The organism is Erythrobacter sp. Dej080120_24 (assembly GCF_036322605.1).
Lineage (GTDB): Bacteria > Pseudomonadota > Alphaproteobacteria > Sphingomonadales > Sphingomonadaceae > Erythrobacter > Erythrobacter aurantius.
On record NZ_AP027262.1, the window covers coordinates 526,056 to 547,288 of the forward strand.

Consider the following 21,233-nt stretch of genomic DNA (forward strand, 5'->3'; position numbering starts at 1 on the left):
TTCCGGTAAAGATATTTTGCCCTCGTCCTTGCGAGGGCCGTGCGATTCTGGCACTTAGGCACTGTGAGTACTGCCTTTCGGGTCCGGGCAGTTGTGAGGATGGCAGGCCAAGGTCTGCAGCGGTGTCGAAGCGAGCACAGGGATCGCAGAAACCACCCGGAGGGCAACATGATTAGATCCGAATTGCTGCAGGAACTGCACAAGGACAACCCCGAACTCCGCGCTGAGGAAATCGAGCAGGTTGTCGATATCTTCTTCGACGAGATTACCGAGCGTCTGGCCGAAGGTGGCCGGGTGGAACTGCGCGGTTTCGGTGCTTTCTCGACCCGCGAGCGCGAAGCGCGCACCGGGCGCAATCCGCGCACCGGGGAAGCGGTGCCGGTTCCGGCCAAGCGCGTCCCCTATTTCAAGGCGGGCAAGGAAATCCGCAAGCGCCTCAACGACGATTGAGGCGGCCTGCGCCGCTCAGGCAAATTCCAGCTCGCGGTCCTCTTCGGTCAGTTCATTGACCGGCAGCTTGCGTTCGCGCCCCAGCGCCTGAAACACCATTTCGATGATCTGTTCCTCCCCGCGCGGCGCCTTGACGTCGACGGGGAGCATTCCGAGTTCGGCGAATTCGTCCAGCCCGTCCGGCCCCGGAAGGGCGATCACCCGTGCAATGCCGGGCAGGCGTTCCTGCACCAGCGGCGTCAGTTCGCGCGATACCCCGACATTGTTCGTCGCGATCACCACCACTTCGCGCTTGCCCATGCCCATCGCGTCCCAGCTGCGGGGATCGGCCGGATTGGCCTGATGCACGTGATAGCCGTCTGCCACCGCGATCTCGAAGCGTTCGGGGTTGGGCTCCACCGCCAGATAGCCGATGTCGTTGTAGGACAGCGCATCGGCCACCGCGCGGCCCGCCGGGCCCAGCCCGATGATCACCACCGGCGCATCGTCTCCGGCCAGCTTCTTGTCCGGAGGCCCGGCGCGCAGCTTTCCGGCAAGCTTGCGCCCGATATTCGATATTGCGGGAGTGACCGCCAGGCTGATCGCGATTGCCGTCACCATGATCGAGATCAGTCGCGGCTCCACCAGCCCCGCGACCGCCGGGAGCGCGAAGATCACCAACGCGAATTCGCTGCCCTGTCCCAGCAGAAAGCCAAGCTGGATCGATCCCGGCACCGACCAGCGGTTGGCCAACCCGGCGATCACGTTGAACAGGCATTTCAGCGCGATCATGCCGACCGCCGCAAGGATCACCCACAGCCAGTTTTCGGCCAGCAATCCCGGATCGATCGAAAGACCGACCGAGATGAAGAAGAAGCTCAGGAACAGCCCGCGAAACGCGTCGATTTCCGTCTGTACCATGATGCGATAGCGTGAATCCGCCACCGCCATCCCGCCGAGGAAGGCACCCAGGGTGAGCGAAAGCCCGGCCATGCCGGTCGCCCATCCCGCTGCCAGCGCGATGAACAGCGCGGTTGCGGTGTAGACCTCGCTTGAGCCGACCCGCGCGATCAGGCGGAACAGCCTCCCGGTGAGATACCGCCCGAACAGCACCGCGATCCCGAATGCCGCCAGCGCCTTCAATCCGGCAAGGCCGAGCGCAGGCGCGAGCGCGCCGCCGCTGCCCAGCGATCCCGCTGCCACCAGCAGCAGGATCGCGGCGATATCCTGAAAGATCAGGATCGACTGCGCCGCGCGCCCTACCGGGCAGTCTTCCTGATCGCGTTCCCGCACTAGGCCGATCACCACCGCCGTCGATGACAGGCCGAGCGCGAACCCGCCGATGATCGCAAATTCGGTAGGAAGGCCGAAAAGCAGGAACAGTGCGGTAAATCCGCCGCCTGCAACCACCATCTGCAGGGTTCCGAAGCCGAAGATGTTTGCGGCCTCTGCCTTGATGCGCCCCAGCGAGAAATGCAGCCCGAGATTGAACAGCAGGAACATCACGCCTGCCTCTGCCAAGGTGGCCACCACCGGCCCGCTGAAATCGTCGGCAAGGCCAAGGGCGGCCAGACCCAGCCCCAGACCGAGATAACCGACTATCGGACTGAGCCTGCACGCGCGCGACACCAATGCCGCGACGATGCCCAGACCCAGCAGGGTGATCGCGGGCTGGATCGTTTCGAGGATCTGAGAACTCTCGCCTGCCATGAATTCCCCGTGTTGCTGGTAGTCAGCACAGGACATGGGCCACGCACCATGATCGTGCAAGCCAAACGGTGACAGCGCAACTCGTGTTGCTCCGCACGCCGGCTTTCGGCTAACGCGCGGGGGAGGGTAGGCCATGATGCCGCCCGGCGGGTGTGGCGGAATGGTAGACGCCGGGGACTTAAAATCCCAATAGACACTTGGCAACCCTTACTGATTGAAGACCATCCACAATATGAGATTTCTGCGGTTCTTGGCGCCTCATCGGAGAGGCTCCCAGGGGGGCGCAGGGGAGGTTCTGGGGGAACTCCCCATACAACCCCCATCTCAGTTCCCTCGGAAAATCCCTTCCTTTCTTGAATGGCTGCGCCAATCGGGCTGGACGCCAACAACAGGCGAACTATTGTGCGCTCCAAGTTCCTGACCAGAGGGAATAATCATTGGCCGTCGATCTTCAGAAGCTCTCATCGAGCCTTTTCCAAGCTGCGAACCAACTCTGGACCAATACAGCTCTGCGGCCTGACCAGATAGTTCTCGGATTTTCTCCAATTAAAGACGCGATCGGAAGATAGTGATGCGTGAGATGATGCAGGAGGTTCTGAAACTGCAGCTTGAGTTCTCGTCAGAGAACACTCCTGCGATGGAACGCAAAGGGCAGTCCTCGGCGAAAACCGAACCCATCATCTGGCCAAGGCTTCGGACTAAACGCAGCTCAGAGAAAGGTGGTCGAGAACCGGGCCATGGACTTGGCTCGACAATGGCTCGATGCGAATGGCTACCGAGATGTTGAGGATGTCAGCGCCAAGCGATCATGCGACTATGTAGCTTGGAAGGATGACGTCGAACATGTCGTCGAGGTCAAGGGAACAACGGCCGGCTTTGGGACGATTTTGCTTACGGCAAATGAGGTTGAACTGCATCGAAGCAGTCATCCTCGCAATCTACTCATTGTAGTGCATGACATTGACCTGCTCGAAATGCGAACCGAGGCCTCTGGGGGTGTTGTAAGGGCACTGGAAGGGTGGAATGTGGACGAGACTGACCTTCGTCCTCTCAGCTTTTCCTGTAAGCTGAGCGAACAAAGTCCGACGGCGCTGTAGAGTGTTGTGCTGCTGATGAGGGTGTGCCTCAACGAGCTGCCGGAGGACCCGTATCCCAAGGACCTGTGGGATGCGAAGGTTGATCAGGTGTGGGACTTCGTGCTGAGGCGGTATTCAAATGAGGCTCGTGCCTAAGTCGATTCCTCTGATCGCCGCGCAAGGACCTTTAGAGCTTCCCACACCTCCCCGAAGTCGCCTTCCCTCCATTGCAGTTGGCTGAGCGCATCACGCACTCTCAGTGGTGTCAGGTGAGGAACCATTACAGGCTCCCAACCTTCTGCCGAAAGTTCTCCCGTGAAGCCTCCATACTTGTATCCGAGCACGCGAGAGCCGTCGATCTCGTCAGGTATTTTCAGATCACCGTTCTCATCTTGGTGTTCGGGTAATGGCTCTCCGTCTTCATCGAACCAATCGTCCGGCACCTCTCCCAGCCATTGGTCACGGACGACGCAGAAGCAGTAGCCATCCAGATGCTTCGAGATGGCGAAGTACTCATCCCAGCTATCGACCCTGCCATACTCTTCGCGCTCAACGAGGATGACCCAATCCTCATCCGAGAGCGCGACGTGCAAGCATAGCTCCTCGTCCAGGCTACTGACGTCGTAGCTTGGCGAGCCTATCCCACGCTCAGGTTGATCGCTGCCCCCATGCTGGTGGTCTGAGGTCATGTTTCTGGCTCCAAGTTTTCATCAAGATAATCGAGCTGGTCGATCGTAAACCCATCGCCAGGCAAAGGTTCGAACGTGGGCCATAGAATGAACTCCCTACGATCAACCCGAACGTGGTTTTGGTCCAGCCATGAGGTCACCTCGCGGTGGCCAAGCAGGCGACTGAAGTTGGCCGCAGCGATGCCAAGAGCATCGCGCAGTTCCTTCTTCGTGATCCGACGCATACCCTGGTTCCTAGCACTCTGTAGGAGCTTGATCAGCTTCCCGACCTTGCCGCCGAGGTCCTTCTCATCGGGACACCAACGCTCAACGGCACACCCTGGAAAGGCCTGAGCAATTGCATCATGCATACCAAGGTTAGGGGACGCGATGATGTGGGCTGTGCAGGTTCCAGACTGACCATGTCGGTTGTACCTTACGGACGCCCTGGTCAGCGCCTGGAGGAGATGGTGGCGATACTCTCCCCTTTCCAGCTCGGCCAACGTCGCCTTGTCTGGGTCTGAAGCCCCGCAGGCTGAAGCTAACGCTCTGTATCCACCTGCTCCGTAAGACATCTGGCCGACCAGCACGACCTTTCGGCAGTCTTTGAACTCGTTGGTGCCGTGATGCATGCCCCATGTCAGAAAGTGCATGCGGGTATTGACGTCGGACCTCAGGGCCTCCCGAAGCTGCCGCTCTATAGAAGGTTCCTTGTAGGAGATGATTAGCCATTGGTCATCCGTACGATCCTCTTCGATCAGATCAGAGATGGCGGTCACCACTTCCTCAACGGTGCCAGGTAGCTTGAGCGGTGCCTTGCCGACCCTCCGTTCCCAGAGATAGACCCGGAGGTTGCCGTAGTCCTTTGTCACCTCTGGCAACCGGCGAAGCGGCCCTCCAGTCTGTTCCCAGACGCGATAGGTCGAGCGAACCCTCCCTGAGGCGTCCAGGACGACTACAGGAGCAAAGTCCTCTGGCAAGGGGGCAGCCGCACCTGCCAGCTCGGCAATGCCATCTCCGATTGCGACAGGCTCCAGCTCTTGACCTGCCAGCCTTGAGAGAGCCTCCAGTGTTTCGATGGCTTTGGCGTTCCTGATCGATCGGATGCCGTCTGGCAGCTTCCCAAACTCGGCTGGGATGGTGATGCGCTGCCCAGCCTCTGAAGAGTAGATGCGCCCATTGAGATGATGAGCAGTGTCGGCCAACTGTGGAAACGCCTTTCGCAACACCAGAGGAAGGGCTGCAATCTCATCCGCATGGACCACCAGGTGGGCTGCGGGGATCAGGCTCTCGTCCCAGATGCGCAGGCTGCGCGGCTCCCCTTCGAAGTGGAACTCCTCGGCATCAGCGAAGGATTTGTCCCTCGTGCGCCGCTCGATCATCTGCTGAGTCGTGAACATGACACGCGCTGAAGGGTGGTCCTCTTTCGGAACCCCAAGCTCTTTGTATGTATGATCGCTGGTCAGGACAGCCACATCCTCTTTGTTGAGACCAGAGTTCTTCAGGTATCCTTCGATTTCCTGAAGGCGCGACAGGCCTATGAGGACACTTGAGGCCGGGGTGAAGTTTCGTTCCTTCCAGACCTGGAGGAACTTGGACACCGCAAGCGACTTCCCAATCCCTGGGTCAATAGCGGACAGGAAGTAGTGCTGAGAGAGGTTGTCGTTTAGGCCAGCCTCCAGTGTTTCCAAGAGCACCTCCAAGGCGATCTTGTGGTCAGCCTTAGGGGAGGACCCATTGTCCTTGAGCTGGTTGATGAGTTTGTTGAGCGATGAAGCTGCAAGCGAACTGGACGGCAACTTGAGGTTCCTGCAGGGCCTTTGGTTGGGAAGGACCCAATGGTCTGTGTTACCATCAGTCTCCTCTAAAGGAACTATGATAACTTTGGTTTTCTTGTGGTTACTTTGGGTTGCCTGAAGAGGTGGGAGTGGTTGTCCACTTCCTCCCACCCTCCTTAATTCAGCTTCAAGTGCCCTTAGGAGACCACAAGACCGATCGCAGTCCCTCCATCCTTGTGTCCTTCAGCAGCGCCGAAGTGCGCTGATCCCCACTGCCGATAAGCCTCCAATGGGCCTAAGAATGGCCAGCCAAGCCAGCTTTTGGTGATCCAGACCACCCGATTATTTTCTGAACACGTTGTTCGGCCTCAATCTGCTCTATTGGCTCATCTCTGACCTGAGAGAAGGCTAAAACTGCATCGGTTCACCGTCCCAGGCCAACGGGGGAATACAACCAGTCCTCTTGGGGACGTTATGGTCCTTCAGTATCTGGCCGACCCGTGTCGAACTCAGCCCGAAGGCTCTGGCGATGTCAGCTTGGCCATAGCCGAACTCATAGGCTTTACAGATTGCGCTATCGCGCTCAGCCTTTTCCTGTGTCGTCATGCTATGCGGCCAGCGCCCGGTAGACGGACGCCCTTCCGATCTTGAGCTGCCTGCTGATTTCGGTCGGGTTGAGACCCTCTTCCTTCAGGCGACGAACGTCCTCGACGGGCACTGAGGGCTTGCGTCCCTTGTAAACGCCTGCAGCCTTGGCTTTGGCGATCCCTTCCATCTGGCGCTCCCTACGAAGGGCAGTCTCAAACTGGGCAAACACCCCCAGCATCTGGAGGAACGCAACGCCTGCTGGGGTCGACGTGTCAATGGGCTGTTCTGTCGCCTGGAGGTGAGCCCCCTTGGCTCTGATGGTCTCCACGATGTCCTCAAGGTCCTTCACGGATCGCGCCAGCCGGTCGATGCGGGTCACCACGAGCGTGTCGCCTTCGCGCAGGAACTCAAGGACCGTGTCGAGCTGGTCGCGCCCATGCCTGGTCGTGCCGCTCTTGGTCTCGGACCGGATGATGGAACAGCCTGCATCCTTGAGGGCCTCCTCCTGGATTGTGCAGTCTTGATCGTCAGAGCTTGCCCGTGCGTAGCCTATCGTGGTGGTCATGGTGAATGTGTCTCAATAGCCTCTAAGACCAAGACCGCTAAATGTCCAAAATGCCAATGTCAATCCTAATGAGACACTCGATCTGTCTCGTGCCGGTGTATCCCTGAGGTATACTCTAACGATACAAGGGCAGAGCAGGTAGAGGAATGGCAACCTGACATGGCAATTCGTAGGGTCCCCTTCGGCAGCCCAGATGGTACCAAACGCTCCCACCACATACACATTTTCGAACAGGCGGCTTCGCTCGCGGTAATCCACGCAGGTCGGACCCCGCTTTGCAGCACGCTTTGGTCCTAAGATCGGCTTATCATATCGGCGGTAAGGAGTGCTTTGTCGGGCCCCACCGCCGAACAGTCCAACTGTTTTCGGTTGTAAAGCGGTGACGATTGGGCTTAGCTGATTGTGCATCAAGAAATGAGCTGCTGCTCATGCCAACCTGCCCGCCCGGGCAAGGTGGAACCTGGAAGGGGATGCGGCTGAATGGCAACCAAACGGGCGTCCAACGCTGCTCCCTTTCATCGCACGGCTGATGCTGAACGAAAGGATGTATGTTGATGTCGTTACACTGCGAATTGAAACAGGGGCAGGCAGCTATCTGCTGCGCTCACGCCAAGTTTGGCCAGAAGGAGCCGCTCCATGGCTAACTTGATCCGACCTCTAACGGGCGTAGGGCCTGATGCGGACGCATGCGCACGTGGTGAGCAAGGCTTTCCCTACGTCGTCATACGCCTAGCGGCTACGGTGTATCAGTGTGAACGGTTTGCGTTGGGCCAGGGTTCGCCGTCAGCGCGAATAGCCCGAAATAACTCGCACCTGATCCATCCAGGAGTAGACGAGGCAACTGGTGCACTCGATGCAGACGCTCGTAGGTTTCTCGAGGTTACCGCACTGAATGCTGTCCAGAAATTTGGCTTCCGCATGTCCATTGTCTACGCAGCCGATGATTGCGTATACCTAGAACCCGATCGATCAGTGAACCGGAGCAAGCAACCACCCTCTGGCGGCATCTCGCTAACTGTTGACTTCGGCAAACCCCCTCAAAGGGACACCGCCTAAACCGAATTCATATCGGTCGATCGCAAATTGAGCCAACTCGAAAATCCCGTGTATCGACAAAACGGCTCATCGCTTGCTGGAATATCCTATATCTTAAACCGTGGGATTTTCTTGATGGCCTCCGCTTTAGCGGCGAGCGAGGGGCTACCGTAAGTACGACCCGTCGTCTTTGGAGCATGCCCTTGGATCGCATCCACCAGGCGCTCCTCGATACCTGCGTCGTACGACAGCGACTTGAACGTGTGCCTCCAAGCGTGGTTCGGTTTGATATCGGTGTCCTTGATCCCGACTTCCTCACGCACCCACTGAGCCAAACGCTCCCCCACCTTCTTGAAATGTCGGCTGCTGTCGCTTTCGACCCTTTGCGCCGACGGGTTGTAGAACATCGGCCCTCTGCCCACAGCCTCCACAACTTTGAGGAATTCCTGCTCGACCAAATGGGCCTAGCCCACACGTTATAAAGTTATCTTTACGACCATCTGATCCGGTCCGGGACACCTGGCTCTCAAGGTACAACATTTGACCTAACCATCTGAGAAAAGACACTCTCAGTTCATGCTTGTATACTTTGCCCACCGGTCGATCCAATGCATAAAGGGCGACGTTGCGCCATCACACCCAATCTCGAGGATTAGTATGTTTCGCCGAGGGCCATTTTTCCATGCGATGCTCGCTCTTGCAGCGGTCACCTCTATTCCAGTCAGTGCTCAAAACAGCGCAACCATGGAACGTGAGGTCCGTGCGCTTCTGGGGTCACGACTGGTCGACCCCGGCAGTTTACAACTGATAAACCTCAAGACTGTCGAAGGACCTGCTCTGTGCGGGGAGTTCAACGCGAAAAACAGAATGGGCGGATAGAACGGTTTCGAGCGGTGCATTTTTGATCCAAAGATCGGAAGGTTCCAGATGATCGGTGGGTAATACTCCAATTCAGGCGATTTGGATTACCAAGCCTGGGCAGCCAATGTCGGAAAGCGGCTGGGAGCCGGGTCATCTGCGGCTGAGGAACTACATAAAATGGACGAAATGACTGATGAAATGAGGCGACAGATGATGAGGTGCGTGTAGGCGGCCGAACGCAGGCAACGGGTCCCCTTCCGCTGCACTGATGGTACCGCGAGGTCCAGCTGGAATGGCCCTTTGAAAACGACGGTTTCGCTCAGGCCACATTCAAGACGTCAGACCCTGGCAGCGATCACTCGGCCAAGGCGTCTCTGATGATGTCCGAAAGCACAGCCGCGATTTTCTCACGCACATCCGCATCGTTCATCAGAGCAAGGGGAAAGCCAGGGAAGCCGGTCAATGTCTCCGTTGAAAGCCCGCCGACTGTTTCCGAAAGGTGGTCGTAGATCGACTGTCGCTTTTCCTCAGGCTTCAAGGCTGGTCGATGCGTCATGTAACCAAGGTTGAGTGTGACTTTGCCGTAAGCAACGGACATCGGGAAGAACGCTCCGAAGGGAAGATCGAAAACACCAATCAGAGACCCTTGGGCTTTTGCCACCTCGGCGTGTCCATCCAATGAGCTGACCATTTCGACAAACTGGTGCGCTCCATCTACGGCCTCCTGACCGTATCTGCTCATGTTGGAGGTAATCCATTCCTCCTTCGAGATAGGCGGCGGAAGCCCGCGAGAGCTGCTTTTGGATGCCTGCGCCCGCTGAGTTTGACCGATGACCCGTGGCGTGAACGCCTTCACACCTTCGGCCTCGAACCAGTTCAGCTCGACGGCGCGAACTTCGGCCTTCATCTGCTCGTTCAGGAACTCCACGATCCGTGCGAGTTCACGTGGGATGGTGTCGGCGACGAAGACCAGCTTCACTCGGCCCGCTGCAAAGCTCGCATCAACGCGCTCCCAGAATGTCTCCGGCTCCAGTCCTTCAGGGAGAAATGCTGCGAGCACCTCCCATGGGTCGCGACCAGCTGCTCGTGTCGTAGCTTCGAAGCTGTCAGCAACGGTACCCGCTTTCCAGTGGGCGGTGGCGTTGGCAGCGTAGTCCAGCATCTGCCCCACCACTTCACGACGTAGGCGCGTATCCACGGCCCGCTTCAGTTCAACCAAAACCGGCACGCCTTCCTGGGTGACAAAAAGGTGATCCAGGGACCACCGTCCATCGCCTTCGCCATCTCCTATAGGTTGCTCGCGCTTGATGAGGAGAAGGTCGCCATCATCGTCGGCGATGATTTCAGGGTAGTCAGCCACGAGCAACTGCATCACAGCCTCGCTCTCAGGGGCCGAGGGTTTCATTGCTGTGAGCTGTCCATTGCTAACGGTGTAGATGGTGGAGCGTGACATTGGCTTCCTAGTCGACAAAGTGGGAATGTTGAGCTTGAGGTTCGAGTGCCGCGACGACCGATTGTGAGGCAGCTAAGTCAAAGGCAACCTCAAATCGAGGCAACTTGCTGATGGCGAGTGCTTTTGCAAGAAGCGATGGGTTGTCTTAGGCTCGCCCTGTCGTCTTGGAAGCATGCTCTGACCACATTGGGAATGGTTGACTTAAAACCAGTATAACCGTATGTGGAGCGCTCAACCGCAACTACCGCGAGCGATTAGCATGGATGCCGAGAAGCGCACTCAAGGGATAAGGAAGCTAGATAGGGTCATGCGTCAAGTCAGGACTTCTATCGATCCACTGGTGCCCACGCAGATGGTTCAGGCCTTCCTCACTGTTGCGGCCAACGAAGGATCCAGCCTGACCGAGATTGCAGACAAGCTCGGGACTAACCTCTCCACTGCCTCGAGGCAGCTCTTGGACCTGGCAGACCGTAACCGGAAAGGCGGAGAGGGCTACAAGCTCGTCGACCGGCAAATCGATCCCAAGAATCTTAGGATCAACCGATACACTCTGACCCCAAAAGGCAAGCTATTGCTCGACCAGCTTATCGAAATCCTAGAGGACTGAGATGGGCATCACCGCCGAGAAACGCGCAGGCAAAGCCACGGGGAAGTTCCGTGTCGAGCTGCAACGCACTGTGGATGGTGAAAAGGAGCGCTACAGGCAGCGCCATGACACCTACGCAATCGCCCAGGCCGACGAGGAGCGTGTCCTGGCCATGTGGGCACACGGAGTGCCCCAGGACGCCGTCAGGACCCTCCAGACAACCTCTGGCCCCCTAACGCTCCGCGAGGCCATCGCCATCGTGAAGGCTGAAGGCCGCGTCTGGAAGAACAGCACGTCGGAAGCGAAGTGCTGGAGCCGCATGGAGGCTGCCGCCAGGATCATCGGCGACGAGCCGGTCGAGACTATTGACGCCCGCCTGGTCAACCGTCTCATCACGTCCCTGGAGAGCCAGGGGAAGGCCTCTGCGACCATCAATCGCTACCTAAGCCACCTGAGGCGCTTCCTGACCGAGTGCATTACTTTGAAGCTCCGCAAGGCTCCCATAGAGGAGAAGATGTTCGCCTGGACTGAGGAGCGTGACGGCAGGATCGTCTACTTCTCGAAGGAAGAGGAGCAGGCCATCTACGACTTCCTGGAGAGCCGTGGGAGGCCTGAGGCCGACGCCATGCGTGACCTAGTCGAGGTGGCCATCAACACCGGCTGCAGGCCCTCTGAGCTGTCCAGGATCAAGCTGGAGGACATCAAGGACCACCGGCTGACCCTTTGGTTCACCAAGAACAAGAAGAGCAGGACGCTGCCACTCAGCCCCCGCACGGAGGCTCTCCTGACCAACCTGGTCGTTACCGGCACCATGCCTACCGAGCGTGGCCGTCGATCCTGGTGGGAGCGTATCAGGGAGCACATGGGCAAGGCCGACGATCCCGATTGGGTCTTCTACGGCTGCCGTCATACCTGCGCCACCAGGCTCTTGGATGCCAACGTGAACCTGTACGTAATCCAGGCCTGGATGGGCCACAAAGTGATACAAACCACCCTACGTTACGCCCATATGAAAGACGAAAATCTGGACCAGGCGCTTGTGAAGCTGGGGAACTTCATGGCAGGGGGCCTTCAAGAAGCCCTGAGTTCTGCGGGTTTCAGCGTTCCCCAAGACGTCCCCCACGGTGGGGAATATGGTGCCATAATGGCCGGTCAGCGCTGAAAAACTCCCTAGTTTTCAAGGGCGGGTGTGGCGGAATGGTAGACGCCGGGGACTTAAAATCCCCTGATCCTTGATCGTGCGGGTTCGAGTCCCGCCGCCCGCACCATTATCCCCGTCTTAACCCCTCAACCGTTATGCCCGCCGATTGAGACCAGGGATAACAACGGATTGCGCGCGCTCTTTCGGGATGTCGCCCGCGATCAGGCAATACACGCATGGATAGCGCCGCGATCAATCCGAAAGCGAATTTGAGCGAAGAGCCGCTCGGTGAAACCGTGCCCGAAGCAACGGCTGAGTCCGGGCTGCCGGTCGAGGAACGCCGCGCTCCGCGCTTCACCTTGCTCATTCGTGCGGCGAAGCTGGTGACGGCGCAGGGCGAATTCGTCTGCGTGGTGCGCGATGTCTCCGAAACCGGGGTTGCGGTGCGGCTGTTTCACAAGCTGCCGACGGGCGATCCGATCGAGCTGCACATGCCGGGCGGAAGCGTCTACGAACTGCGCAACGTGTGGGACCGCGGCAATGAGGCCGGTTTCGAATTTGCAAATCCGGTGGATGTCGGGCGGCTGATCAACGAAGCGGGGAACTACCCCAAGCGCGGCCTGCGGCTGGGCCTCAATTTCCCGATCCGGATCAAGACGCTTTCCGGCACAAGCGAAGGCCTGGTTGAAAACCTGTCCCAACAGGGCGCGCGGTTCGAATGCGACACGCTGTTCGCGATAGACCAGACGCTGAGGCTGGAAAGCGCGGTGCCTGGGACCGCCATGAAGGAAGTCCGGGCGAAGGTGCGCTGGCGGCGGGACCAGAATTATGGCGTGGTGTTCGACGATACGCTTTCGCTTGAGGATTTCGCCCGCTTCGCTGCTCGCCTGCAATGCCCGGGGCTGCTCAACTGATTACCGGCAAGAGCTTCCCTGATTAAGGAATTTTCCGGGTCGGCCAGCAAAAATCCGGCAATTAATCGGCCTCGTTTACTCCTCGCTAACCAATTTCCTTCACTCCCGGTTTCAGGTTGTCCGCGCGCCTTGCGGACATGACGACGAAACGGGGGCCTTTCATGATGCAGCGCGACGCTGATCAGCCGGGTATCATTGATGTGGATGTGGCAATCATCGGAGCGGGGCCTGCCGGGCTGACCGCCGGTTACCTGCTGACCAAGCAGGGCAAATCGGTTGCCATCATCGAAAAGGACGAAACCTATGTCGGCGGCATCAGCCGCACCGTCGAACACGAAGGCTACCGCTTCGACATCGGCGGGCACCGCTTCTTTTCGAAGTCGCAGCAAGTCGTCGACCTGTGGAACGAGATCCTGCCCGACGATTTCATCCAGCGCCCGCGGATGAGTCGCATCTATTACGAAGGCAAATTCTACAGCTATCCGCTGCGCGCCTTCGAAGCGCTGGCGAACCTCGGCATCCTGCGGTCTACCGCCTGCATGGCGAGTTACCTTCGCTACAAGTTGTTCCCGATCAAGGACGTGCGCAGTTTCGAAGACTGGACCACCAACCAGTTCGGCCACAAGCTCTATTCGATCTTCTTCAAGACCTACACTGAGAAGGTGTGGGGCATGCCCTGCAATGAAATGAGCGCCGACTGGGCGGCGCAGCGGATCAAGGGGCTGTCGCTCTGGGGCGCTGTCGTCGACGGATTGAAGCGCAGCCTCGGCCTCAACAAGAAACCCAATGACGGGCAGGCGGTGAAGACACTGCTCGAAACCTTCCGCTATCCTCGTCTCGGCCCCGGCATGATGTGGGACGCCGCGCGGGACAAGATCATCGCATCGGGCAAGGGCCAGGTGCTGATGGGCCATGCGCTTGAACGGCTGGCAAAGATCGGCCCCAATGCAGACGGCTATGACTGGTCGATGGTGGCCAGCGGGCCGGGCGGCACGGCGCAAATCCGTGCAAAGCACGTGATCAGCTCCGCACCGATGCGTGAATTGTCGAAGCGGATCCATCCGCTGCCGCAATCGAGCCTTAAGGCCGACAGACTGCGTTACCGTGATTTCCTTACCGTGGCGCTGATGGTCAAATCCGAAGACCTGTTCCCTGACAACTGGATCTACATCCACGATGACCGGGTGCAGGTGGGCCGGGTACAGAACTTCCGCAGCTGGTCGCCCGAAATGGTGCCGGATGAGGACAAGGCCTGTGTGGGTCTCGAATATTTCTGCTTCGAAGGGGACGGACTGTGGTCTTCCTCGGACGAGGATCTGGTGGCGCAGGCCACGCGCGAGATGCAGATCCTTGGCCTGTGCGATCCTTCGAAAGTGGTTTCCGGCGCGGTCGTCCGTCAGGAAAAGGCCTATCCGGTCTATGACGACGATTACGAAGCGAACGTGCAGGCGATGCGCGTCGAGCTGGAGGATCAGCACTCCAGCCTGCACCTTGTCGGGCGCAATGGGATGCACCGCTACAACAATCAGGATCACGCCATGATGACGGCGATGTTGACGGTGGAGAATATCCTCGCGGGCAAGCGTGTCTATGACACATGGTGCGTCAACGAGGATGCCGAATATCACGAGGCGGGCGACGAAGGCGCAGACGCAGCGATCCCCGCACGCGAAATCGAGGCTCAGCCGCTTAGCGAGGATCAGGTCGCAGCGCTCACCAGCCTGCGCGGCGTGCCCGAACGGATTGCGCCCGATGACGGGCAGGCCGAAGAGATCCGCAAGAGGGCCTGATGCCGGTGCAAGCCAATCCCGCCTCTGTTCTGGCGAAGATCGGGGACATACGTTTCCTGCGCTATGTCTTTGCCAGCGTGGGTGCGCTGGCAGTCGATGTCGGCTGCTTTCTGGGTCTGATGGCGGTGGGCACTGCAGCCGCCCCAGCTTCGGCAGCGGGCTATTCGCTTGGCATTCTGGCGCATTGGCTGATGTCGAGCCGCGCGGTGTTTCAGGATAGCGTGGCCGACGGCGGGATCGCACGTACCCGGCAAAAGGCGCTGTTCGTCATTTCCGCGATAATCGGGCTCGGCCTGACCACCGCGATTGTCGGCTTTGGCGACTGGAGCGGCATCGATCCACGTCTGGCCAAGGGCGTGGCGATCGTCGTCAGCTTCCTTGTGACATGGCTGCTCCGCAGCCGCATCGTCTTCCGCAGCCCTGACGCTTCTGCACAAGGGGCCTGAGCGATGCTGGTCGAGCGGCGACGGGCGGCGTTTACGATCAACTTTCTGGTCCGGCTCGGCCTCACCTGGCTCGCAGTCAGCGCGCTGCTGGTCGCAATCAACTGGAGCGCGATTACAGCACTGCGCTTTCCCGATCCCGATGACACCATGCGCCTTATACAGGTGCGCGACCTGCTTGGCGGACAGGCGTGGTTCGATCTGTCGCAGCACCGTGTCGACGCACCGGGTGGAGGCGTGCCGATGCACTGGTCGCGCATTGTCGACATTCCGCTTGCGCTTGTCATCCTGTTGCTGACCCCGATGATTGGGCCGGAGCCGGCGGCGCTGGTGATCGTGCCTCTGATCACCCTCGGTCTTGCAATGATGCTGGCGGCGCGCATTGCGTGGCGGCTGCTTGGCGACGAAGAAGCCATCCTGACTTCGCTGGTGCTCGCCATTTCGGTGCCGGTGTTGTTCCAGCTTGGCCCTTTGAGGATCGATCATCACGGCTGGCAGATCGTCTGTGCACTCGCGGCGGTGAACGGGCTGATGGCGCGCTCCCCGGTGCTTGGCGGACGGATCATTGGCGCATCGCTGGCAACATGGCTGGCGATTTCGCTCGAAGGACTGCCGCTGGCGGCGATCATCTTTGCCGTGATTGCGGTGCGCTGGTTGCGGCACAGGGATGCGCGCGTGATGATGGTCGGTGCGATCCAGTCGCTCGCGCTGGTCAGCCTCGCGCTTTTCCTGCTCACCCGCGGCATTGATGATCTTGCCCTCTATTGCGATGCGATCAGCCCGGTGCACCTTGCCATGTTCCTGTGGGGCGCAGTGGTGCTGACGCTGTTCGCGAAGTTCGAGCCGATGCCGCGCGGCATATTGCTGTTCGGGTTCGCGATCGCAGGCGGAGGCGCGTTGGCGGGGCTGCTGATGGCTGCTCCGCAATGCGCCAGCGGCGGCGGATTTTCCGCGCTTGACCCGATCGTGGCAAAGTTCTGGCATGCCAATGTGCTCGAAGGGATGCCGATCTGGCGGCAATCGCTTTCAACCGCGCTGCAATATGCGGTGACGCCGCTGATCGCGCTGGTCGCGGCGATTGCGCTTGCGGCTCGGTCGCGCGACTGGCTGCGGCAGTTCTGGTTCGATTACGCGGTGATTCTGGCCGGCGCCTTTGTGGTGTCGATCTTTGTCTCTCGCGCAGGGGCAGTGGCCTGTGTGCTCGCCGCACCGCCGCTCGCATGGCAGCTGCGCCAGTGGTTGCGCGCGATCCGGACGATGGAGCAACCCGCGCCGCGCATGGTCGCCATGGTCGGGGTGGTGTGCGCACTGCTGCCCGCCTTCCCGGCAATCCTGCTGGCCAACGCCATGCCCGCCCGCGCATCGCTGGGCGGTGTGCCCGATGTTGCGGTGAAGGCGGTTGACTGCCGGATGCAGGATGCCGGGCCGGTGCTGGCCGAGCTGCCGAAGGGTGAATTCTTCGCGCCGATGGATATTGCGCCCGAGCTGTTGCTGACGACGGATCACACCGTGATTGCCACCGGCCACCATCGCGGCGACGCCGGGATGCGCGTGCTGATGGAAACGGCGCTTGGATCGCCAGACGATGCAAAGGCGGCGCTGGCAAAGCGCGGAACAGCCTATGTCGCGCTGTGCCCCGCGCTTGGCGAAGCGCGCATGTATGCCAAGATCGCGCCGGAAGGGTTTGTCGCTGACCTGATCGACGGGGATGCCCCCGGCTGGCTCGAACCTGTCGCGCTTGATCAGGGCAACGGACTTAAGGTCTGGCGGATCAGGCCGGAATGAACTTCAGCGCAAGCCCGTTGATGCAGTGACGCTTGCCTGTCGGCCGCGGTCCGTCGCCGAAGATATGCCCCAGATGCCCGCCGCAATCGGCGCAGTGCACTTCGGTGCGGGGGTAGCCGATCTTGTAATCGACGGACGTGCCGACAGCCCCGCCGTCGATTGCGCGCCAGAAGCTAGGCCAGCCGGTACCGCTGTCATATTTGTGGGCCGAGGCATAAAGCCGGTTGTCGCACCCCTTGCATACGAATGTGCCGGGCCGCTTTTCATCGTTGAGTGGCGATGAATAGGCGCGTTCGGTGCCCGCTTCGCGCAGGATGTAGTATTCGTTGCGGGTAAGCAGGCGGCGCCATTGCGCTTCCGTCTTCGAAATGCGGAAATTGCCCACCTCGCGCGCTTCGGCGCGACCGCTGCCGCAGCTTTCAAGCAATGGCATGGCCGCGAGCGCACCGGCAGCGGCGACAAAGCCACGGCGGCCAAGGCGCTGTTCCGTCAGGTTGAAACGCATGGGTATCTCCCCTCGCAATCGCATGTATCCTACAGACAATTACGCCGAGAAGCGCCCAAAAGTTTCAGCCGAGGGGCTAAATCAGAACTCGGTGATCTCGACTTCGAGCTTGCGGAAGCCATGGACGAAGTTCGCCCGCACCCGTTCGACATCGCCGGCGACGTGCACGCGCATGCGGCGCTTGTGCATTTCCTCCAGGAGGATGCGCAGTTGCAGTTCGGCGAGACGCGCACCGACGCAGCGGTGGATGCCGTAACCGAATGCGATGTGGCGGCGTGCGTTTTCGCGGGTCAGATCAAGCTTGTGCGGATCGGGGAAGATCTCTTCCTCGTGATTGGCGGCGAGGTACCACAGCACCACCTTGTCGCCTTTCTTGATGGTCTGGCCGAACACTTCGGTATCCTCGGTGCAGGTGCGGCGCATATGCGCCAGCGGGGTCTGCATACGCAGCATTTCCTGCACCGCATTGGGGATGATCTCGGGATTTTCCTCGAACAGCTTGCGCTGGTCGGGGAATTTGTCGAGCGCGTGGACGAACCCGCTCATCGAATTGCGGGTGGTGTCGTTGCCGCCAACGATCAGCAGCACCAGATTGCCCATGAATTCCTCGGGCCGCATCTGGTTCATCGCCTCGGAATGGATCATCATGCTGATGAGATCGTTGCCCGGCTCCTTGTCCATGGTGCGTTCGATCCACAGCGACTGGAAATAGGCCGCCATTTCCTGGAGGATTTCCCAGCGCACCCCGTCCAGCTCGCGCACGGTCGCAAGTTCGGTATCGCCCGACCAGTCGGACCAGAAGGTCAACAGGCGGCGGTCTTCCCACGGGAAACCGAACAGGATCGCAAGCATGCCGGTAGTCAGTTCGATCGATACCTTGTCGACCCAGTCGAACACCTTGCCGCGCGGCAGCGTATCCAGCAGCTCGCCAGTGCGCTGGCGGATCTCGCCTTCCATCTCGACCATCGCGCTTGGAGTGAACTTGGGCGCGACGGTGCGGCGCTGGCCGGTGTGCTGCGGCCGGTCCATCGCGATGAACATTGGCAGTTCGCGGGTGTCGGCCCCGGCGGCCGCCGCTTCTTCCTCGGTCAGCCGTTCGAGGATGGTGATGCCGCCATGTTCCCAGCTGGAGGAGAAGGTTTCAGGAAGCGCCTCGATATGCTGGATCGCCTTGTGGCCGACCACGGCCCAATAGGGGCCATAGGGACTTTCCGGGATGTAATGCAGCGGCCCTGCGTCCTGCATTTCCTTGAAGATCGGCTGCCACTTGTCTTCGAAATAGATGTCGGAGCGACTCACGTCCCACTTGTGCGAATGCTTGGGGCGTTCTTCCGGATGCTGCTCGAAATGCGTTTTCAGTGCATCGTAGGATGTCGGCGAAGTGCGGACTTTCGGGCGTTCCGGTGCGATCGTGGCCATGACTCTCTCTCCCTGCGAGAGGCCCGGCGTTTCTTTCCGCCTGACCGGCCTCTACCTCCACCAAGCATCCTGCCCTAACTGACAGCCATGTCAATAGTGGGTTGCGAATTGGAACCTATTCCGCAGGCTCCAGCGTGGCGGGCTCTGTCGCCGACTTGCGGCCCCAGCGGCGCTTTGTCTTCTCGCGGCCCGCTCCACCCGATTTCATTACGCGTTTGCGGAACAGCAGCGAGCCGCCCTTCACCAGCAATCCGACCCACAAGGCCTGCCACACCAGCGCGGCGGCATGGACCCACAGCGTTTCGTCCAGCGCCGCACGGGCGAGGAAGGCAAAGGGCGACGACAGCGGGAAAGCGGCGGCCATCAGTTCAAGCTGCGAACCTGCATCGGTCAGCGTCGCGGCGGCAAGGAAGAACACCATCAGCTGCAACATCGTCACCGGCATCGAAAGCGTCTGAACTTCGCGCACCGAATTGGCCATCGCCCCGATTGTCAGGAACAGCGAGCCCAGCAGCAGATAGGCCATCGAGAAATAGGCCACGCCCAGCGCAAGGAACAGCGGCCAGCCCACGGCGGGGCCGGGCAGGTTGCGGAAATCGGTCTGCGTCACGGTGGTGATCGCGTCTTCGGCGATCGCCCAGAAGCCCCAGCCGAGCAGCCCCCAGACCGCGATGCCGACGAAGGAGACTGCGAGCATGGCGAACAATTTGCCCATGAACACCGAATCCATCGGAATCGCCGCGGCGAGGATTTCGATGATCTTGTTGCCTTTTTCCTCGGCAAGGTTGGAGAGCACCATGCCTGCAAGCAGCATGGTCAGCAGGAACATCACCATCTGCGCCGCTTGTGCGGTGCGGATGCGATTGGTCCGTTCGGAAGCGGCGCTCGACGCGACGGTCTGGCTGGTCGACTTGGGCACCGCCAGCGGCGTCGCCGCCATGGCGTCAGCGGCGAGCAGTTCGATCGGGCCCTGCCAGCGGCGCAACTGGCCTTGCGTGCCGACCACTTCCGGCGCGGCAAGCGTGCCGGTTACGATTGCAGCATAATTGCCCTGCCGTGCCTCCATGTAACCGCGCGCATCGAAGTCCGGATTGCCGGCGGCTTCGGGCACTTCGACCAGCGCCGGCACTGCACCGCGTAATTGCGGGGAGAGCCGTTCATGCGCGGCGAGCATGGCGGCATTGTCCTGCGCGCTCATCGCAAGCCCGACTTCGACCACCGCGGCTTCGCGCGATACCTGGCTGCCGATACTGCCTGCCAGTCCGCCGACCAGCACCGGGAACAGCGGCCCGATCAGGAAGAACAGGAAAGCGCGGCTGAACAGCACGGCGACGAAATCGCGCCGGGCGATGACCCATGCGGCTTCGAGCCGGGACAGGCGCGGCCTCGCGTCGATTGCGGCTTGATCGTGGGCGCTCATGGCGGTCTGGCTCATGGCTGGCCTCCCTGTGCGTCGGCTTCAAGCTGGCGGGCGGCGGCTTCCCCGGCGATGGCGACAAAGGCATCGTGCAGCCCCGCGCGCTCGATCGACAGGGAAAGAATCCCCGCATCTCCTTCGATCAATTGCCGCAGCAGCGGTTCGACCCCGGTTTCGGGCAGCGGGAAATAGAAGAAATCGCCTTCGCGCCGGGTTTCTTCGGGAAGCGCGGCGGTCCACCCGCCTTCGCGTGCCCGCGTTTCCAGCCGCACCTGTGCCGGAATCCGGTCACGCGCGGTTTCGACGCTGCCGGCATAGGGCACCTTGCCCCCGGCAATGATCGCGACGCCTTCACACAGGCGTTCGGCATGGTGAATCACATGGGTTGAGAAGATCACCGTCACCCCGTCTTCGGCGAGGCTGCGGATCATCCCTTCGAGCTTGCCTTGGTTGATCGCGTCAAGGCCGGAGAACGGTTCGTCCAGCACGACAAGGCGCGGACGATGCACCAGCGTGCCGAGCAATTGCACGGTCTGCGCCATGCCTTTCGACAATTGCCGGATCGTCCGGTCTGCCGCGTGCAGCAGATTGTGCCGCTCGAGCAATTCCATCCCCCGCTTGCGCCCTTCCTTCAGCGGCAGGCCGCGCAGCGCACCCATGAAAGCAATCGCCTCGATCGCCTTCATCGCCGGGTAGAGCCCGCGTTCTTCGGGGAGATAGCCGATCAACCGGCCGATATCATGGGGCCGATCATGCCCGAACACGCGGCGCACGCCTTCGTCCGGGTCGATGATGCCGAGCAGCATCCTCAGCGTCGTGGTCTTGCCCGCGCCATTGGGGCCGAGCACGCCGTAGATCGCGCCTTGGGGAACCGACAGGTCCACCCCGTCAACAGCGCGCGTGCCGTCAAAGCTCTTGACCAGCCCCCGCGCCTCTATGGCAAGAGGACGCGGATCGGGAGAGGACAGCGCCAGCGCCTCTTCCCCTTCACCCAGTTCGGCAGCATTGCCCAATATCGATCGATTGCTTGACGCCATATCCATGCATGTGAGGGTTAACGTGTGAGCCTA

At 60.2% G+C, this 21,233-nt stretch carries 18 protein-coding genes, 1 tRNA gene and 1 riboswitch; of the genes, 9 read left to right on the forward strand and 10 right to left on the reverse strand.

Going from position 1 to position 21,233, the window contains the following annotated elements; all coding sequences use genetic code 11:
* The first annotated feature begins 168 nt into the window (after positions 1-168).
* Positions 169-450 (forward strand): integration host factor subunit beta, encoded by a 282-nt coding sequence (locus tag AABA34_RS02675; protein WP_034956919.1) that lies wholly within the window; start codon positions 169-171, stop codon positions 448-450.
* Positions 451-465: 15 nt separating this feature from the next.
* On the opposite strand, the gene AABA34_RS02680 is transcribed toward AABA34_RS02675, so the two are convergent.
* Positions 466-2,139, reverse strand: coding sequence for a cation:proton antiporter domain-containing protein (locus AABA34_RS02680; protein WP_338303773.1), 1,674 nt, complete (start codon positions 2,137-2,139; stop codon positions 466-468).
* 719 nt (positions 2,140-2,858) lie between these two features.
* Here AABA34_RS02680 and AABA34_RS16425 point away from each other — a divergent pair.
* On the forward strand, positions 2,859-3,236 hold the full coding sequence (locus AABA34_RS16425) for a protein NO VEIN domain-containing protein (protein ID WP_445083752.1): 378 nt from the start codon (positions 2,859-2,861) through the stop codon (positions 3,234-3,236).
* Positions 3,237-3,367: 131 nt separating this feature from the next.
* On the opposite strand, the gene AABA34_RS02685 is transcribed toward AABA34_RS16425, so the two are convergent.
* The 5 genes from AABA34_RS02685 to AABA34_RS02705 form a co-directional block, all read right to left on the reverse strand.
* Positions 3,368-3,904, reverse strand: a complete 537-nt coding sequence (locus AABA34_RS02685; RefSeq protein WP_338303774.1) for a hypothetical protein — start codon at positions 3,902-3,904, stop codon at positions 3,368-3,370.
* Positions 3,901-5,682 (reverse strand): hypothetical protein, encoded by a 1,782-nt coding sequence (locus AABA34_RS02690; RefSeq protein ID WP_338303775.1) that lies wholly within the window; start codon positions 5,680-5,682, stop codon positions 3,901-3,903. Before AABA34_RS02690 ends, AABA34_RS02685 begins: the two co-directional genes overlap by 4 nt.
* A 586-nt stretch (positions 5,683-6,268) precedes the next feature.
* Positions 6,269-6,814, reverse strand: coding sequence for a recombinase family protein (locus AABA34_RS02695; RefSeq protein ID WP_338303776.1), 546 nt, complete (start codon positions 6,812-6,814; stop codon positions 6,269-6,271).
* Positions 6,815-7,213: 399 nt separating this feature from the next.
* Positions 7,214-7,315: riboswitch (SAM-I-IV-variant riboswitch) on the forward strand.
* Between the two features lie 641 nt (positions 7,316-7,956).
* Positions 7,957-8,307, reverse strand: coding sequence for a hypothetical protein (locus AABA34_RS02700; protein WP_338303777.1), 351 nt, complete (start codon positions 8,305-8,307; stop codon positions 7,957-7,959).
* A gap of 758 nt (positions 8,308-9,065) precedes the next feature.
* Complete coding sequence (locus AABA34_RS02705) at positions 9,066-10,163, reverse strand: hypothetical protein (RefSeq protein ID WP_338303778.1); 1,098 nt, start codon at positions 10,161-10,163, stop codon at positions 9,066-9,068.
* 259 nt (positions 10,164-10,422) lie between these two features.
* Here AABA34_RS02705 and AABA34_RS02710 point away from each other — a divergent pair, with 259 nt between their 5' ends.
* The 7 genes from AABA34_RS02710 to AABA34_RS02740 all read left to right on the forward strand — a co-directional run bounded on the left by AABA34_RS02710 (position 10,423) and on the right by AABA34_RS02740 (position 16,822).
* Positions 10,423-10,770 carry a MarR family winged helix-turn-helix transcriptional regulator gene (locus AABA34_RS02710; protein WP_338303779.1) on the forward strand — a complete coding sequence of 116 codons (348 nt, stop codon included), beginning with the start codon at positions 10,423-10,425 and terminating at the stop codon, positions 10,768-10,770.
* A 1-nt stretch (position 10,771) separates the two neighbouring features.
* Positions 10,772-11,911, forward strand: a complete 1,140-nt coding sequence (locus AABA34_RS02715; RefSeq protein WP_338303780.1) for a tyrosine-type recombinase/integrase — start codon at positions 10,772-10,774, stop codon at positions 11,909-11,911.
* Between the two features lie 21 nt (positions 11,912-11,932).
* Positions 11,933-12,017: transfer RNA gene (locus tag AABA34_RS02720), tRNA-Leu, on the forward strand.
* A 109-nt stretch (positions 12,018-12,126) separates the two neighbouring features.
* Complete coding sequence (locus AABA34_RS02725; protein WP_338303781.1) at positions 12,127-12,804, forward strand: PilZ domain-containing protein; 678 nt, start codon at positions 12,127-12,129, stop codon at positions 12,802-12,804.
* A gap of 161 nt (positions 12,805-12,965) precedes the next feature.
* On the forward strand, positions 12,966-14,594 hold the full coding sequence (locus AABA34_RS02730; RefSeq protein ID WP_416830641.1) for an NAD(P)/FAD-dependent oxidoreductase: 1,629 nt from the start codon (positions 12,966-12,968) through the stop codon (positions 14,592-14,594).
* On the forward strand, positions 14,594-15,040 hold the full coding sequence (locus AABA34_RS02735) for a GtrA family protein (protein WP_338303782.1): 447 nt from the start codon (positions 14,594-14,596) through the stop codon (positions 15,038-15,040). The genes AABA34_RS02730 and AABA34_RS02735 overlap by 1 nt, the downstream gene beginning before the upstream one ends.
* A gap of 3 nt (positions 15,041-15,043) precedes the next feature.
* Positions 15,044-16,822: a hypothetical protein gene (locus tag AABA34_RS02740; protein WP_338303783.1), complete on the forward strand. Its 1,779-nt coding sequence runs from the start codon at positions 15,044-15,046 to the stop codon at positions 16,820-16,822.
* Here the strand turns inward: AABA34_RS02740 and msrB are convergent.
* The 4 genes from msrB to AABA34_RS02760 form a co-directional block, all read right to left on the reverse strand.
* Positions 16,809-17,327, reverse strand: a complete 519-nt coding sequence (gene msrB, locus AABA34_RS02745; protein WP_338303784.1) for a peptide-methionine (R)-S-oxide reductase MsrB — start codon at positions 17,325-17,327, stop codon at positions 16,809-16,811. The two genes, AABA34_RS02740 and msrB, sit on opposite strands and share 14 nt — an antisense overlap.
* An 81-nt stretch (positions 17,328-17,408) precedes the next feature.
* A complete protein-coding gene (locus AABA34_RS02750) occupies positions 17,409-18,746 on the reverse strand; it encodes a cytochrome P450 (RefSeq protein ID WP_338303785.1) in 1,338 nt (445 codons plus the stop codon).
* 115 nt (positions 18,747-18,861) lie between these two features.
* On the reverse strand, positions 18,862-20,181 hold the full coding sequence (locus AABA34_RS02755; RefSeq protein WP_338303786.1) for an ABC transporter permease: 1,320 nt from the start codon (positions 20,179-20,181) through the stop codon (positions 18,862-18,864).
* Complete coding sequence (locus tag AABA34_RS02760) at positions 20,178-21,206, reverse strand: ABC transporter ATP-binding protein (RefSeq protein WP_416830644.1); 1,029 nt, start codon at positions 21,204-21,206, stop codon at positions 20,178-20,180. Before AABA34_RS02760 ends, AABA34_RS02755 begins: the two co-directional genes overlap by 4 nt.
* Between the last annotated feature and the right edge of the window lie 27 nt (positions 21,207-21,233).

What these genes read in the sequence shown, in the direction of transcription:
- AABA34_RS02740 (WP_338303783.1), top strand. Translation starts at nt 15,044, where the DNA reads ATGCTGGTCGAGCGGCGACGGGCGGCGTTTACGATCAACTTTCTGGTC.
- AABA34_RS02735 (WP_338303782.1), top strand. Translation starts at nt 14,594, where the DNA reads ATGCCGGTGCAAGCCAATCCCGCCTCTGTTCTGGCGAAGATCGGGGAC.
- AABA34_RS02685 (WP_338303774.1), bottom strand. Translation starts at nt 3,904, where the DNA reads ATGACCTCAGACCACCAGCATGGGGGCAGCGATCAACCTGAGCGTGGG.
- AABA34_RS02755 (WP_338303786.1), bottom strand. Translation starts at nt 20,181, where the DNA reads ATGAGCCAGACCGCCATGAGCGCCCACGATCAAGCCGCAATCGACGCG.
- AABA34_RS02760 (WP_416830644.1), bottom strand. Translation starts at nt 21,206, where the DNA reads ATGGATATGGCGTCAAGCAATCGATCGATATTGGGCAATGCTGCCGAA.
- AABA34_RS02710 (WP_338303779.1), top strand. Translation starts at nt 10,423, where the DNA reads ATGGATGCCGAGAAGCGCACTCAAGGGATAAGGAAGCTAGATAGGGTC.
- msrB (WP_338303784.1), bottom strand. Translation starts at nt 17,327, where the DNA reads ATGCGTTTCAACCTGACGGAACAGCGCCTTGGCCGCCGTGGCTTTGTC.
- AABA34_RS02715 (WP_338303780.1), top strand. Translation starts at nt 10,772, where the DNA reads ATGGGCATCACCGCCGAGAAACGCGCAGGCAAAGCCACGGGGAAGTTC.
- AABA34_RS02705 (WP_338303778.1), bottom strand. Translation starts at nt 10,163, where the DNA reads ATGTCACGCTCCACCATCTACACCGTTAGCAATGGACAGCTCACAGCA.
- AABA34_RS02725 (WP_338303781.1), top strand. Translation starts at nt 12,127, where the DNA reads ATGGATAGCGCCGCGATCAATCCGAAAGCGAATTTGAGCGAAGAGCCG.
- AABA34_RS02695 (WP_338303776.1), bottom strand. Translation starts at nt 6,814, where the DNA reads ATGACCACCACGATAGGCTACGCACGGGCAAGCTCTGACGATCAAGAC.
- AABA34_RS02675 (WP_034956919.1), top strand. Translation starts at nt 169, where the DNA reads ATGATTAGATCCGAATTGCTGCAGGAACTGCACAAGGACAACCCCGAA.
- AABA34_RS02730 (WP_416830641.1), top strand. Translation starts at nt 12,966, where the DNA reads ATGATGCAGCGCGACGCTGATCAGCCGGGTATCATTGATGTGGATGTG.
- AABA34_RS02680 (WP_338303773.1), bottom strand. Translation starts at nt 2,139, where the DNA reads ATGGCAGGCGAGAGTTCTCAGATCCTCGAAACGATCCAGCCCGCGATC.
- AABA34_RS02750 (WP_338303785.1), bottom strand. Translation starts at nt 18,746, where the DNA reads ATGGCCACGATCGCACCGGAACGCCCGAAAGTCCGCACTTCGCCGACA.